The following is a 16131-nucleotide window of genomic DNA, read 5'->3' as shown; positions in this document are numbered from 1 at the left end:
CAGCCTGGAAGTTTAGGGCGGCCACCCGCTCGGCATGACCTGAGTAGCGCGATGCGCAAGGAAGCGACTTGTCGCCTTGCCTGTATAGCAAGACCCGGACCAAAGGTCCGGGCCGTACTGGAAATGCGTCCGTGAGCCAACGAGGCGGACCTCCATGTCCACCTCCTCGCAAGGTGCTACGTTATGGACAGCCCGGAGGGGGTGGGCCGCCTGAGAACATATAATCAACCATGTACACCAAATCAGATATATCGATAGGCGCCGAACCGCTGCCGTCGATATCACCCTCGTCGAAACAGGGCGGTTGAGCTCCGCCTGAGAACATGAAATCGACCAGGAAGACCAAATCGGCGATGTCGATCGGGCTGGGACCGCCGGCATGGTCGACATCGGCACGATTCAGACAACAGCAGATGTCACCCACACCGTCGTCGTTGAGATCGGTCTGGTCAGGGTTGTAATCGTCGGGGCAGTTGTCTACATCGGCACAGAAACCGTCTGCATCACTGTCGTCTTCGGGGTCGTTCGGACAGACGTCGCACAGGTCACCCACACCGTCGCTGTCGGCATCTTCTTGAAGAGTGTTGGCGCTGTCGGGACAGTTGTCGCACAGGTCGCCTACGCCGTCGGCATCAAGGTCTTCCTGGCCGGGGTTGTGGTCGCCTGCGCAGTTGTCGCACGCATCTCCCAGCAGGTCGCCGTCAATGTCCGATTGGTCGTTGTTATCGGCGGTAGGACAGTTATCGACGTCACCACAGACACCATCGCCGTCAATATCGTTCTGTGGATCGTCCGGACAGACGTCGCACAGATCACCGATACCATCACCATCGGCATCGAGTTGATCGATGTTGTAAACGGCTGGACAATTGTCGATATCGGCGCAGAAACCATCCCCGTCGCCGTCGTCGAACTGATCATAAGGGCATACATCGCAGGCATCACCAATGCCGTCACCATCTGCATCCTCCTGCCCGGTGTTCGACACCAGAGGACAGTTGTCATCGCTGCAGGTGTTCGATGGATTGCCGGGATCACCGTAGCCGTCGCTGTCGCTGTCGACGCAGGCATAATTGTTGATCACTGCGGACGGCTGGGCAGGGGAATACATGCTTAGTTGGTTTTCATTATCGGTGGCGCGGACTCGGTAGTGGTAGAGACCGGTCGGATGATCGGTGAAACTGAAACTGGTATCGGTGTGAGCGGACGCAACGACGGTCTGTACGCCATAGAAATCGACCGGCTCTATGTCGTCGATCCAGATACCAGGTGAGCCATCGTAGTATTGCGTCGAATAATATACGAAGCCCACGAACAGAGTTTGTCCGACGTAATCACTGAGATCGAACAGCCCCTGTACCCATCCGCCGGAGTAGCCGGTAATCCCATGGCCGGCGTTGAAGCCGCCGTATGGATCGTAGTCGGTGCTCAGGTTGCCTTCGAGTGTTGTCCAGACAACCAGGTCGGTCGAGACCATGACATAGGCAAAGTCGAGGCCGTCCTCCATACCATAATTCGCCCAGAACTTGATCGAGTCACCCATCCCTACCACAATCGGCTCAAGGCTCCTGATACCGGCCGCAACCTGGAAACCGGAACCGGAGTAAAAACTGGTCGGACCGGAGTAGCTCAGGGCGTCAAGTGAGAAGTTCAGGTTTTCCCAATGACCAAAATCGTCGGCCGGGTCGACTATACGTTGGTAATCCTGTAGTTCCTGAAGTTCATAGCTGGCGGCCGGGTTGTTTTCGTCGACGTGCGTCCACTGTACATCGTAGCCGACACTGTCGACGACATCAGCGACATAGATACTGGGCGCGGCCGGAGCAATAAGCGCGTATGGATGACCTGCCGCCCGGGCATAGAACTTGTTCGGACGGTAGTTTTCATTTACAAGATCAGGTATGCGATCCACTGACGGCCAGAAGTAATCTTCCTGAGTACCGACCTCGACCGTGTATGAGAAGTTCTTGTTCTTCAGGGTCTGTTCACCGTAGTTCCAATCGTTGGCGCCGCCGTTGACCGTGTAAAGCGCATCGGAACCGCCGGTATAGCCATTCCATGCCCTGGCCGAATCAAAAATCGCCCGGAACACCGGTTCGTCCGGAGTGAACTCGCCAAGGTTGTAGCTCCACGACCACAGCAGAAGATTCCCGTGAGCATGGTACTGTAACGAGATCACGAACTCACGGCTGATAACAAAGTCGCGTAACGCCTGTGTTTCCAGCTCCGAGAAGGGGCCGGTGCCGCGATAGGTCTCGCTTGAGCCGACCGGGCTTGAACCCTGATCATCGTAGCCCCACGCGTAGCCATAGTTGCGGTTGAGATCGACACCGTAGGTGCTGTCGGCGTTGAGCCTTCGGTTCTTACGCCACATGCCGCCGCCGCCGGGGGCGATCACCTCGTTGTGGTAGTAACCGTCGGGGTTGACACACATCACGAACCACATTTCGCGAGTGTCGATAAGCTCGGTTTCTTCCGGCCAAAGTCCGTAGCGATCAACCATCTGTTCGATAAAATAAAACAATACCTCCGGCGTGATCACTTCGCGGCAATGATGAAGGGCGGTGTACAGAAGCTCCGGTTCATCTTCGTCGACGTTGGGGTTATCAGAGAGTTTGAAAGCCCAAATGTCCCGCCCTTCGAGGGTCTGGCCAAGCGAGATTTTCTGCGAGAGAAGATTGGGATATGCGGCGATCAGATCGTCCATACGTGTGTTGAGTTCGTCGAGCGTCATATAGCCGCCCATATCTTTGGCCGGGTCCAATCTCGACTGATTGTACTTAACGATGTCTTCGTGCAGAACTTCGGTACGAATACCGAGGGCTTCGATCTGCCTAAGTTCCTCCTGGTCGGTTACGATGTCGATGTAACCGTCTTTTTGAAAAGTCTGGTCCAGATGCAACTGCCGAATGTCGAGCAGTTGTTTGGGATCATCGATGTAGAGTCTCACCTGCATTTGCGTCGCCGATGCCGAAGCGGTCAGCACCGCCAGCACCAACATGATCACCAATGTCTTTGTCACTCTGCCTTGCATGAAATCCTCCATAGGTGGTAATAGATTTGTGCACTCCCAGACATACCATCAGGAAGCGGATAGACGTACCCGTGAGTCCCTCGCAACAGATGCGGTGAAGTAAGAAGGAGCGGGGCTGCTTAGTATACGGGACGAGCAGGTGCTGGGTTTCGTTTGATGGCGAGGTAACTAAGGCAAAGTTTGCGACTGTGAAATCCGGCGAGAGTGGAAAGTGAAACCGGGGCGTTGTGGTTGCAGAGCCTTGCAGGGCAGGTCTCTCTTCTCTTGGAGACCTGCCACCGGCGGGTCCGAAGACGGACCCACCCTACTTCTGATCTGTCAGGACTCACTCTCGGCGGCTCCTCGGCGTTCCGGGTCACGGCTGGATTTCTTGAAGTGACCGACGGCCATGGTGACGATCACCAGCGTCACTGTGCCCAAAGGCCACAGCTTCACTTCGGGAAAGGCGGCATGCAGGCCCCAGAATATGCCCAGCACTGAAAGCACGGCGATACCCATCAGGCCTTTTGTGGTTTTGTTGTGTCGCGTCATTTTGGTATCTCCTTTCGGTTAACGTAGCTCTACTGTTTAGCTACTAAACAATACGCACAAAAAAACGTCAGGTTTCGCTTCTTTTGTCGATACCGCTCTCAAGATGGCTTAAAAAGGAGCCGAGCAGCTTCAGTTTCGAGGCTGTCAGGCCGTCCAGGAAATCAAACAACTCTCGGTCGAGATCTTCGTGCATTTGCTCATGCGAGTAGTAGGCTATCTTTCCTTTGTTGGTCAGTTCCAACAGTACCCGAGAGCCGCTTTCGGGATGTTTCGATTTTCGTATAAGTTTTTTATCCTCAAGCTGTTGCAGCATTTGCGAGATGGCGCCCTTGGTGACCCCGGCCCGCTCGGCCAACTCCGTTACACCAGCTTCCGGGTAACGACCAATAAGCACAATAGTGTGAACCTCGGCCGGGAACAGAAGTCGCCTGAGCCCGTACCGGCGCGGCTTCTTCTGGTTCTCGACATATTTGTTGAGAACACGCAGAAGTTGCTCGGCTATCTCGTTGCTGACCGATGCCATGATCCAAATGTATAGTAACTAAACCTATTTGTCAAGACCATAAAGGGCCTCCTGGTCGCTTCGCGACCGACCTACCACCAACGTTGCCGACCATTCTCACATGTGAAGGCCGCTCCCGACACTAAGGTCGAGAGCGGCCGTTGATAATACAGCAAACCATGACGTCTGCTACATCATGGGAGTATCTCTCCTACGGACATGCTACCGGCGGCGGGCCGCCAGAGAACATGAAGTCAACCGACCAAACGAGATCGGAGATGTCTATCGCACCATCGCCGTTCATGTCAGCTTCTTCGAAGCAAGGCGGCGCCGGGCCACCGGTGAACATGAAGTCGACCAGGTATACCAGGTCGGAGATGTCGATGACATCGCCGCCGTCATAATCGACATTACCGCGGATCGGCGGGATACAACATCCGCAGTTCGGCGAGGTCAGGTTCTCCTCATACCAAGTATGACATTCCTGCGCCGAGGCGATAAAGGCCGCAAAGCCCAAACGACTGGTGATCAAACACTTGAATATCCAGATCGTTGTGGTCGGAGTCAGCGTGTAGCCTGACTTGAAAGTCATGACCGAGTGCAGGTCGGCGTTGATGGAGTCCGAAAGGACATATCCCGGGCGAGCGGTCATCAAACTGTCCAACTCATGGGCGATGAAGCCGCCGGTCGGATTGACCCAGCGCGAGTTGCTGCCGGTGTAAGCGCCGTAAGGACTGGAAGTCACCACGACAGTTCCACCAAAGTCTTCTCGGATGCTCAGCAGCTCAATACCGCCGAAGCGGTCCGAGTTTTCCTGACATTCTTCAGGGTCCTGGTTGTATTCGGAACCCTGCTGGTAAATCAGCCTCTGGCCAACACTGAAGCCCGAAAGGTTGCGTGCAGCGCTGTCGGACGGGATATCCCAGTCGATAGCTTCACCGATGTTGAGGCCGCTGTGCGTCTGGCCATCGATTACCGAAATCCTCAGGACTTGAATGATCCAGTTGGAACCCTGGTGAGCGCTCTGATCCGGAGCGATCCACCACTTCTCAATCAGGATACCGGTGTCATGAGTGGCAAACTGAGACAAGTAGGCGTTGGCGTAGGACAGCGGATTCTCATCACAGTCCACACCGTAAACAAACGGCGTTACCGGAGTGTGGCCAAGCGGCACGAAGCCTTCACTGGAGATGTAGGTGGTGCCGAAGATCGACCAGTTACACAGCACGGAGTCACCGTCCGGCCAACAGATGACCGGAGAGGCGTCGTATACATAGATCGAGGCATCGCCGGGGACGTTATCGCCGACCCCTTTCTGACCCTCGCAGTCGCCGTAGTCCCAGAAGTCAAGGTTGACACGACCGGCGCCCTGGTTCCCCCAGTTACCCATGTTGGATACCACCAACGAGAAGCAACCGGTGGAAATGGTGTCGAATACCGGCACCACAATCGTGTCGACTACAAAGAAATCGATCGGGAAGATAAACGGAGAGTCATCGAAGTTGCCGGTCGCGGTCAAATCGCCCGTCAGATGCACCACCGTACCAGGCAGATTGATGGACCCACCGGCGTTGATGGTGACGGTACCGCTTACCTCATTGCCTGCGCCGGGGGAAATGATCCCTGACTCAAGTGAAGCTGAAACCGACAGCCAGCCAGAATGCGGCCCGGCGTCTTCGTTCAGAACTATCTCAAACTCCGTAGCTATGTTTCCGCAGTTCCCAATGGACAGCGGCTTGTCAAACTGAGTTCCATGTTTGGTGTACTCAGGATAGCCGATGGCGATCCAACTGGGATCCCAGCCCGCAGTCGGAATCACACAGGCGTCACCAACGCCGTCCCAATCGGTGTCGGCCTGATTGGGGTTGTAAACGCCGGGACAGTTGTCACCCTGAATAGGCCAGCCGGGGCAGCTTTCGCACCAACCGTCTTCGTCGGAATCTTCGCAGACACCTATTACATCTAAAGCGTTGAGTTCATCCGTGAGGGTCAACCCCAACGATGTCGCCCAGGCAAAGAACGTCACCGTGCCGTTGAAATTGGTCATGTAGATGTCGCCGGGAGACAGCGGCCCAACCGGCATATTCGGGTTGGCTCCGGTTAGCGACGGTGAACCGGCCCGCAGTGAAAACAGAGCGGTGTCGTAGATCGGGTTGAGGTATCCGTACTGGTGGAAATCGCACAGCGCCACTGCGTCGATTTCGTCGCCGGGCATCAGTCCGATGTCCTGAACGCCGGAGGCATAGATGCCGAACATAAATCCGCCCGGTCGAGCAATCAGGATGTCGTCAGGCGTCACACCGTCCGGATCGGGCGGTCCCGGTCGGAAAGCCACCCCGCCCCAGAAGACACCGTCATTCGGGGTCAGCACGTCCAGGAACGGATCGGCGATGCCGATGGTCGGCGAGGTGCCGTCAATGCTGAAGTAGATGAATTCATCGGGGATACCGTCGTAGTCCCAGTCGACGTGATTGCCATTGCTCAACTCAAGAGCATCGAGATCGTCCTCGTTGGTCAGAGTGTGGGCGCTACCTAATGTGTCGGGAGCCTGCAAGCCCAATAACAGCTCATCGGTGCCCAGCACATTGCTGCCGGGCGGCGCCGGTGCCGTCCATGGGCCGAGACCGAGCCCGAACGACAAGGCATTGGGCGGTCCGATGAAAATATCGCCGGCTGCTTCTTCGCCTGGGCTGCCGCCAACGTTGGATGGAACTATCGTTGGTGGTCGTCCAAACACGGGCGCCAACACAGCTTCGTTGTAAACACCCGAGCCAGGCACACCGATGGCCGCCGGGTTCACACTGAAGAGCGGCAGATTACCACCATCAGCACCGAACGATACGGCAACCAGGTTGTCACCCTCCTGCATGCCCATGGTGCCCACGGCCCAGGGCATATCGAACGGTCCCGGCATACGCAGTATGGCCGGGGGCCCCGGAGGTCCGGGAGGAGGTGTTATCGGTCCCATATACGGCGGCGGGCCGGGCTCACCGGTGCCCAGAGCGCCTGAGATTCTTAGAGTGTTTGTAATATCGGGAGCGGCGCCAAGCAAGGCGCCCGAAGCCTGAAAGAGCTCACCCTTGGTTGTGCTCAACGGGACCACGCCTGGACGAGCGCCACCCCATCCACCGGCAGTGCCCAGACTGAAAACGTCATTCGGGAACGGCCAACACGAATCAATCAGACCTTCGGCCGGGTTGGGTTCACCGTCAACAGAGAAAACGGTCGGGTAGGGCAACTGCAAAGGTATGTGCGGCAGGCGCGAAGTGTCGCCCGGCGGGTTGGGTGCGGCCACACCATGTGAGGCTCGCATCAACCAGCCTACCAGGTTACAGCCGGTAACATCATAAAGGGCTGTCGCATTGCCGTTGGCGAAGTTAAAGGTGTGGACATACGTTCTGCCCAAAGGGGGAAAAGTATATATCGTGTCCACCTGCACAACGATGGGCATAACATTGACCAGAGTCATACCGCCCAGGCCGGCCGGCAGATCCACCTCCACATAGAGGTTGAAGAAGCTCCGAGCCGGAAAGTCATCGTTAGGATTTCCACTGTGACTCAATGCCTCCACTTCCCCCAGGCTGCGCGGTGCAGATAGCGCAGCGTCACCGGCGCGTATAGCCCAGCCGTCGCCGTTCTGCATGTTCAGCCAGGCCATCTTGGTGTGAACCTCGCGACAAGTTCCGCTTCCCTGCTCGAAAGTGGCCGGATGGGGGCCGATGTCACTATCGGATACGTTATCCGGGTCGGTGACCACCGGTGGTTGCGGGGAATTTCCATTGCCGACAACGGCACCGCCCACGTCGGTGGGGTCGTCTTCCCAGTGTGCCGCGCTTCGAAGAATGATCGTGTTTGGGTCGGTCACTCGGATGGTGTACGTTGCTCCACCGTAGGCCGGGCTCAGCACCACATGGAACAGGCCGGTCGAAGAAAAGGAATCCCAACCAGCGCCCGGAAACTGGGCGGCTTGGGTGGTAGCGCCGACAAATAGCGCCAACGTGGCGGCAAGCAGCAAAACTTTAGCTGCGTTTGATGATTTCGCCAAAGATGGCCGACAGGTTTTCACAATAACCCTCCTCTCAAACAGGTTAGGCCCTCACATGGAAGTCATTGGCCACGAGCCAAATTGTCCCACGCGAGAAAAGCGTAAATTGTTCTTCGTAAATCCTTTGCCTGCGATCGAGTTCAGTGCTGAGACACTGAGTGACTTTTATGATAGCTGCCGATTTGCCCTACTGTCAAGCGGTTTTTGAGAAAAATGTACAACTTGGTCGACTCACTCTGCTAGCCACAGAGGTTCACTCTGCTAGCCACAGAGCGGCCGGTGGCCGTCGCAAACTTTCAGGCTGTGTAGTAATGTGGTTTCGCAGGGTCCTGACCACGCCTTAGGCGCGTTCAGGACCAGACACAACAGAACGACAGGCGACGCGCCTGATAGCACTACCACCATCGTTGAGCGCCATCCTCCCATGAAAACGGTCGCTCGTCACGATCGGACCCTTCGGCCACCAACCAGTAAAGGGTTCCGACCGGAACGTTGTCGAACAGCAACGGTTTTTCGCTCGATACCGCCTTGCCCAACGATTCCCACTCATCGTCCCAGTAGAATAGTTCGTACTCAACACCGGCTGTGAGATACGATCTCTCGATTCCGTCGGTGGAGGCTACCTGTTTGCGTCGAGTGGTGGAGGTGAGGCTGAGGGTAATGGTTGCATCGGACACCGACCTAAACTGTCGAGATTTATTTTCGGAGTCGTTCACAAAGGGCGGACCGTAGGGGACTACTTCTTCATTGATATAGAATGCCGGTAGGTACAATAGGTTGCCGCGCACATTGCTGAACACCGCTTGATGGCTCATTACTCTGGCCCAGTCTATCGGCTTCCACTCGCCCGAGTTAAAGACACACAGATATGCAATGTCGACAGAATCCGGCGCCGGTATCTCCAGTTGGGTCTCGATACGATCCAACAGGTCCGTCTGATACGAAGCAGTAACGTCTACATAGCTTTTGCCACCCAACCAGGCCGGCAGTTTTTCCTGTTTGTGTTCTTGAAAAACCAGGTTCTCTCTCTGATGGCTGAATGTCTTGCGATACACTTTGGCCGGACGGTGACCCAGCTCATACTTGCGGGGGTTTTTCTCCGCCCCCATAAAAGGTATGGCGCTGCCGTCGGCTGCAATGATGGCGTTCCAGGCATGATTGTTACCGGCATCGGCCCAGGCCGGTGTGTAGTCTGAGGTCACGGCCAGCCCATTGGCCCGCATGGCGTATATCGTAATATTGGTCATGTCTTCGCATCGTCCGACACCCGTTTGCAGCATCTCGGTCAGACCCAGATCGGTCGGATGGTAGTAGTAACGAGGATCGAATGTGAAAAAAGTCATGACGTCGTCGTTGATCAAACAAGCCGCCTCGACCGGGTCGGTGGAATCGATCATGCGGTCGGCCAGGTCTGAATACTTGTCAAAGAACATGGCTCGCCATGGTTCCAGCGGTTCGTTACTACCCCGGTATGGCAGCACATACTGACAAAAATCATCGAACGACAGATGCTCCGCCCATGGTCGCTCGCGCCAGGCACGAAAGGCCAAATCGATCTGACTGATGAGATGGTCGGCGCTCACCGTCTCAAGGTCCGGCTGTAAGTCGTTCTTCTCAAAATCGAGGACACCATACTCAGCTTCCAGCGTGGCGAAGGCACTGGTCAGAGAATCATAGTTCGGGAAAAGGCTTACATCGAAGGCAATCTCGTTGCCCACCGTGTCGACCAGATCGTATGTGGCCCAGCCGTGTCCTTCCATGTTACCGATAAGAAAGAAGGCCGCCCGGAGTTTGAGCGAGTCGTCCGAGGCTTGGTAATGGGCGATTACACTCTTCAATTCCGAGCCGTTGTCACCGGCTGCATCGATAGCCAGAGCTACCTCGTCCGGCAGGTATGACCGGGTTGAGCAGTTCGTCAGTATCAAACCGATTGACGCCATGAAAAACAGTCGTATCGACGTGGTTAAAGTCAAACCGATTACCTCATAGTTGTAAAACACAGGTTTCTTTGTTTCAAACTATGATCGGCCCTGAAATAAATCAAGTTCCGCGAAGGAAATTCGTTAACCGCACAGAAAATCGGTTGCGGGATCGAGAAAGGCGTATATATTCAGGTCGTACCTTGACCGGCCGATCGGGAAGTTCCATACAACAGGTGCATTCTCCGGCGATCCTTTGAGAGGCCTAAATACGAAACGCAGATTCGTTCGTAGTTCAGGCAAAGGTGTTACCGGCCATGTCCGGTCCACAGTGAGATTAGAACTTTGGAGAAATATGACCAGCATGTTTGACAAGATACATCAGTATCTCGAGACGGTAACACCGGAGCGCCCGCCGGTACTTCGTGAGATGGAAGAGTATGCGTCCGAACACAAATTCCCAATAGTCGGCCCTCTGGTGGGGCGATTGCTTTATCAATTGACTCTCGCAACCAAGGCGCGAAAGATTTGTGAACTTGGTTCCGGCTTCGGCTACTCAGCTTATTGGTTTTCGATGGCCATACGATCGCGCGGCAGTGTCTTGATGGTCGATTCGGACAAACGTAACAAGCGCCTGGCCTTCAACTATTTTAAGAAAGCCGCACTCCAGAGTCAGTTTGAGTTTCGCGTCGGAGACGCCCTCGGGATTCTCAAGAAGAACGATGGACCGTTCGATATTATTTTCAACGACATCAACAAAGACGGATATCCGAAGGTGATCGATGCGGTGGCAACAAGACTGAAAAAGAATGGTTTGTTTATCACCGACAATCTGATTTGGTCGGGGAGAGTGTTGGATAAGAAACCCGATGTAACCACCAAAGCGATACAGGAGTTTACGCGAGTATTGTACAATGATAGTCGGTTCTTTACTACTATCCTTCCCTTGCGAGACGGTGTCAGTATAGCAGTACGATTGTAATAGCCGGCCGAGTACCCATTTAATACCCAAGACCGGTATGGTATCCGATTGCTCGAAACTACTCTTAGAAACTTTGAAACAAAAGCGCTGGTTGATACGTTCAATAGATGGGCACGCCATTGACTAAAGCCGTCTGAAAGTTTTCCGATATTGGTAGAAAGGTTCAAACACACAGACAAGTCTCCAAATGGGGTGACACCTTTTTTGATAGTGCGCTTCGTCCGCAAACAAAACCTATCGGACAGAACGCTGAGTTGATTATTCGCAGACATGGTGAACCGGCTTGACTAAGGTCAAAGGACGGTCCGCAACCGGGATGTATATTCCATTGAAACAAAAAGTAACAATTGTTGTTGACAAGGATCGAAGAAACGTGTTTTTATAGGTTCCCAAGATCGTGGGACCTTAACCGGTTGCTCACAATTGGAAAATTCACGCTGGCTACCGAGGGGTATCGGTAACTAAGAAGGCCGGCGCGAACAGGGGTTTCACTTTAGAGGTTCGGCGCTGCAAATGCAGCCCGACGGAAACAGTTTTCAGGAGGTATCATGGCTCCCAAGAGAGCGCTGTATTTGAGTTATGGAGAGGATGAGAAGTGTGCTGCAACCAGAAAGTTCATGGAGGATGCAGGAGTCATTCTCCAGATTCGTGACTTGTCCAAGAACCCACTGTCGGAACGTGAACTGACCGTGCTTTTTGGTCATCTCAAAGTAGATCACTTCCTCAACACTTCGGCGCCAAGTTATCAGGAGCTCAAGCTGGACGGTAAACAGCCCGCTCGGAGTGAAATCATCAAAATGGTAGCTTCCGACCACACCCTGCTTCGTCGACCGATTGTCAAAGCGGGTAGGTTGTTGCTTGTCGGCTGTGATCAGAAAAAGATATCGGACATGCTGCAAATCGGCGGCAACGGCGCCGAGCCATCGAAAGACCCGCCGCAACCGAAGAATCATCGACCGCAGAAAAAATCCCACGCCGGCCGGCCCTGACCGTACGACGCAGATTCCTCCACACAGAAACCGGTAGGTTCCGTCAGATCGGAACCCCGGACCTGTCGGCACTCTGAACGTGCCGCTTCTCTTGAGATTGTGAGCAACCATAGCCATTGGCGTCGTTAGGAGCTCGACAGTCCCGGTAGCGACATTCACCTAAACACCCTCTCGAAAACCTCACACCGTTTGACAACACCTACTCCATTGACTATATATGGCCGAGATATGAACGACCCAAGCTATGGAAGGCTCCATCAATGATAGATTTCTCCCTGACCGATGATCAAATCGCGGTGCGTGACATGGCCCGTGAAGTTGCCCAAAAAGTAGTCGCACCAAATATCGTCGAATACGACCGCAAACAGGAACCTATACCGCAACTGTTGCCCGCTATGGCTGAGGCCAACCTGCTTGGCTTTTGCATCCCGGAACAGTACGGCGGACTGGGCATGGACTACATTTCGCTGGGTTTGGCTTCCGAGGAAATGGAGTATGCCGACACGGCGGCGCGGGTGGTGCTGTCGGTGCATATCGGGTTGTTCTCGCTGCCGGTCTTGACCTGGGCCTCAGAAGAGTTGAAACAAAAGTACCTGATCCCCGCCGCAAAAGGTGAAAAGATCACCACCTTCGGACTCACCGAACCGGCCGCCGGTTCCGACGTTGTCGGGTTACAGACTACCGCGGTAAAAGACGGCGACGATTATATTCTCAATGGCGAGAAAATGTGGATCTCTCTGGCTGCCGTGGCCGATTATTTTTTGATCTTCGCCTGGACCGATCCTGAAAAGAAAAAGAGGCGCGACCACTCAGGTATCTCCTGCTTTATCGTCGAACGCGAATGGGCTGGTGTAACCACCGGGTCGTTGCACGGCAAGCTTGGCGTGCGTGCAGGCAACACCGGATTCATCTCGATGCAGGACGTCAAAGTACCGGCAGCCAACCTTGTCCACAAAGAGGGTTCAGGCTTTAAGATTGCCATGTTCTGTCTCGATCAGGGGCGATACACCGTGGCCGCCGGGTCGTGCGGGTTGATCAAATCTTGCCGCGACGCTTGTGTCAAGTATTCCAAAGAGCGCAAGACGTTTGAGGTCAATATCGAAGAGCACCAGTTGGTCAAGCAGATGATCGCCAACATGGAAGCGGGCTATGAGTACTCCACATATCTCTGGATGAAAGCAGGCTGGCTGAAAAACCAGGGCAGACGTTCAACCAAAGCAACCTCGATGGCCAAATGGATCGCCTGCCGTGAAGCCGAAGCTTCTGCCGCCAATGCCGTGCAGGTGCATGGTGCTTATGGCTTCTCCGATGAATACCCGGTCGAACGATTCTACCGCAACTCCAAAGGCGCCTCGATCTACGAAGGTACACGCGAGATACATACTTTGATGCAGGCCGACTACGTTCTCGGTTTCCGCAAAGACAAAGAACTCGAACTCGACTTGCCGGTAGTCTCCCAGTCTCCGTCGGAGGGATAGCCCGGTCAAGCCGCCCATAAATGGGTCACATGCGCTTCGCGCGTCAACAATGTCACCCTGAGCGCAGTCGAAGGGTGATGAATCACATTTTCAGGCTTCGCGCGCTATTAATGTCGTCCCGAGCGTGATCGTGTCATCCCGAGCGGAGTCGAGGGATGCTCCACGAACTCGTGCCAGCGTGATCTTCAGATCGCGTCGGGTATCGTGGCCGAGTCTGAAGACTCGACCACCAACCCATTGGCACAGCTTACGCCGCGCCTCCCTTTGTCATTCCCGCGAGGGCGGGAATCCATTCTACCAATACTGGAGATGGATTCCGGGTCAAAGCCCGGAATGACTGACATGTAGGGCGGCTGACAATTGGGCGACCCTCGTCTGCGCTCGGGGTGACGGGTTAGGGCGATCAGAGTGACGTGGACATAAAAAAAGGCGGGTCCACGCCGCGCCGCGCAGGCGAAGACGAACCCACGTGACAAAGTAAAAGCGCGGCGCATGAGGACATACGCCGCGCACAGTACACAGTATGAATGTGGCTACTTCTTCAGACGATCTTCGAGACCTTTGAGTTGATCGGCCAGTTCGGTCGGCAGTCTGTCTCCGAATCTGGCGAAGTGCTCTTTGATCATCTCGACTTCTTTCAGCCAGCCTTCACGGTCGACGGTCAGAAGTTCTTCCATAGCCGATTCAGAGACTTCGCTCTCCAGACCGGTGCAATCAATGTCGCCCGCGGTCGGCATGTAACCAAGTGGAGTCTCGACGGCGTTACCGGTTCCTTCGCAACGCTCAAAGACCCACTTCAACACGCGCGAGTTCTCACCGTAGCCGGGCCATAGCCAACTACCGTCGGCCGATTTTCTGAACCAGTTGACGTAAAATACTTTCGGCAGATTGTCAGGGTCGGCCTTGGCGCCCATCTTGATCCAGTGCGCAAAGTAGTCACCCATGTGGTAGCCACAGAAGGGCAGCATGGCGAACGGATCACGACGCACCGTGCCGGCCTTCAGATCGAGCGCGGCGGCGGTGACTTCGGAACCCATGATCGAGCCGATGAAGACACCGTGGTTCCAGTCGAACGCCTGGTGGACCAACGGCACCGTGCCGGGGCGACGACCGCCGAACAAGAACGCAGAAATCGGCACACCCTTGGGATCTTCCCATTCGGGCGCGATGACCGGGCAGTTAGCCGCTTTGGCCGTGAATCGGGAATTGGGATGGGCTGCTGGAGCTTCGGCTTTGCCCTCCTCCCACTCGTTACCATGCCAGTCGATCAGTTTACCGGGAGCCGGATAGCCGATCCCTTCCCACCAGATGTCCTTGTCCTCGGTCAACCCGACGTTGGTGAAGATAGTATCTTTTTCGACCGAGCGCATGGCGGACTCGTTCGATTTCATGGAAGTCTGCGGCGCGACGCCGAAGAAGCCGGCTTCCGGATTGATGGCGTACAGCCTACCGTCGTCACCGAATTTCATCCAAGCGATGTCATCGCCGACCGTTTCGACTTTCCATCCGGGCACAGTCGGGACGAGCATAGCCAGGTTGGTTTTCCCACAGGCTGACGGGAAAGCACCGGTAATATAACGGACCTTGCCTTCAGGACTGGTCAGTTTCAGAATCAGCATGTGTTCGGCCAGCCAGCCTTCATCGCGCGCCTGCACCGAAGCAATACGAAGAGCGAGACATTTCTTGCCGAGCAGGGCGTTACCGCCATAGCCGGAGCCGTAGGACCAAATCTCGCGGGTTTCCGGGAAATGGGAAATGTACTTTTTGTCCAGGGGAGCGCAAGGCCAGACACCGTTGTCGGACTCACCCTCGGCGAGCGGTTTGCCGACCGAGTGCACGGTGGGAATGAATTCACCGTCGGCGCCGAGAGCCGCCATCACCGCGTCACCCACCCGTGTCATAGTGTGCATGTTGGCGACGACGTAGGCCGAATCGGTAATCTCGATACCGACTTTGGCGATAGGCGAGCCCACCGGTCCCATCGAGAAGGGAATCACATACATGGTGCGGCCCTTCATGCAACCCCGGTAGAGAGACCTCATGGTATCCTTGAGTTGCGATGGGTCTATCCAGTTGTTGGTTGGTCCGGCATCGCTCTCATTTTGGGATGCGATGTAGGTGCTTTTCTCGACGCGTGCCACATCAGATGGGTCCGAACGGAACAGATATGAATTCGGGCGTTTGTTCTCATTCAGTTTAGTGGCCAGGCCTTCTTTCTCAAGAAGATTCAACATGGCATCATATTCTTCAGTGGATCCGTTGCACCAATAAACTCCGTCCGGTTGACAAAGCTCTTTCCATTCATCGACCCACTGCGCCAGTTTGGTGTGGCTGGGAGCCTTACTTAATGTAGTCATCTGTCAGTTCCTCAAATCAGGTCAAAACCTGCCGGTCACACAGACGTGGCTGACAAAGTCTGTTTTCGTTAACGACGGTTAATCTAGTACACTGTGTTGACACCTGCAAGCTTTCTTGTTACTTTTTTCACTAATTCGGTAATCTGGCGATGGCCTGTTCTCTGCAGATAGAGACCCTAATCGGCACCTGGGTGCAGGCAAAGACGCAGGTGTTCTTTAGGTAAAAGATAGTCTGCCCACACAGATATGGGGCAATTGCGGGTCTGCCGTAACTCGTTGCCCCCCTACGCCGTG

9 protein-coding genes are annotated in these 16131 nt (G+C 54.9%); 3 read left to right on the top strand and 6 right to left on the bottom strand.

The features are described from left to right. Positions 1–181: 181 nt before the first annotated feature. The 5 genes from OEV49_11455 to OEV49_11435 all read right to left on the bottom strand — a co-directional run bounded on the left by OEV49_11455 (position 182) and on the right by OEV49_11435 (position 10085). Positions 182–3034: a M14 family zinc carboxypeptidase gene (locus tag OEV49_11455; protein MDH3891691.1), complete on the bottom strand. Its 2853-nt coding sequence runs from the start codon at positions 3032–3034 to the stop codon at positions 182–184. A 318-nt stretch (positions 3035–3352) separates the two neighbouring features. Beyond that, positions 3353–3565, bottom strand: coding sequence for a hypothetical protein (locus OEV49_11450; protein ID MDH3891690.1), 213 nt, complete (start codon positions 3563–3565; stop codon positions 3353–3355). Between the two features lie 67 nt (positions 3566–3632). Continuing rightward, the gene (locus OEV49_11445; GenBank protein ID MDH3891689.1) at positions 3633–4088 is read right to left on the bottom strand and encodes a MarR family transcriptional regulator; all 456 of its coding nucleotides are present in this window, start codon (positions 4086–4088) and stop codon (positions 3633–3635) included. A gap of 190 nt (positions 4089–4278) precedes the next feature. Further along, positions 4279–8133: a hypothetical protein gene (locus OEV49_11440; GenBank protein MDH3891688.1), complete on the bottom strand. Its 3855-nt coding sequence runs from the start codon at positions 8131–8133 to the stop codon at positions 4279–4281. 374 nt (positions 8134–8507) lie between these two features. Then, on the bottom strand, positions 8508–10085 hold the full coding sequence (locus OEV49_11435; protein MDH3891687.1) for a transglutaminase-like domain-containing protein: 1578 nt from the start codon (positions 10083–10085) through the stop codon (positions 8508–8510). A 310-nt stretch (positions 10086–10395) separates the two neighbouring features. Between OEV49_11435 and OEV49_11430 the strand changes: the two genes are divergently transcribed. The 3 genes from OEV49_11430 to OEV49_11420 all read left to right on the top strand — a co-directional run bounded on the left by OEV49_11430 (position 10396) and on the right by OEV49_11420 (position 13480). After that, the gene (locus OEV49_11430; GenBank protein ID MDH3891686.1) at positions 10396–11013 is read left to right on the top strand and encodes an O-methyltransferase; all 618 of its coding nucleotides are present in this window, start codon (positions 10396–10398) and stop codon (positions 11011–11013) included. A 548-nt stretch (positions 11014–11561) separates the two neighbouring features. Further along, on the top strand, positions 11562–12002 hold the full coding sequence (locus OEV49_11425) for a hypothetical protein (GenBank protein ID MDH3891685.1): 441 nt from the start codon (positions 11562–11564) through the stop codon (positions 12000–12002). Between the two features lie 260 nt (positions 12003–12262). Further along, complete coding sequence (locus OEV49_11420) at positions 12263–13480, top strand: acyl-CoA dehydrogenase family protein (GenBank protein ID MDH3891684.1); 1218 nt, start codon at positions 12263–12265, stop codon at positions 13478–13480. A 533-nt stretch (positions 13481–14013) separates the two neighbouring features. Here OEV49_11420 and OEV49_11415 read toward each other — a convergent pair. Beyond that, positions 14014–15837 carry a phosphoenolpyruvate carboxykinase (GTP) gene (locus OEV49_11415; GenBank protein MDH3891683.1) on the bottom strand — a complete coding sequence of 608 codons (1824 nt, stop codon included), beginning with the start codon at positions 15835–15837 and terminating at the stop codon, positions 14014–14016. Between the last annotated feature and the right edge of the window lie 294 nt (positions 15838–16131).

The organism is Candidatus Zixiibacteriota bacterium (assembly GCA_029860345.1).
Classification (GTDB): domain Bacteria; phylum Zixibacteria; class MSB-5A5; order GN15; family FEB-12; genus JAJRTA01.
This window is presented reverse-complemented; position numbering and strand designations above follow the sequence as displayed.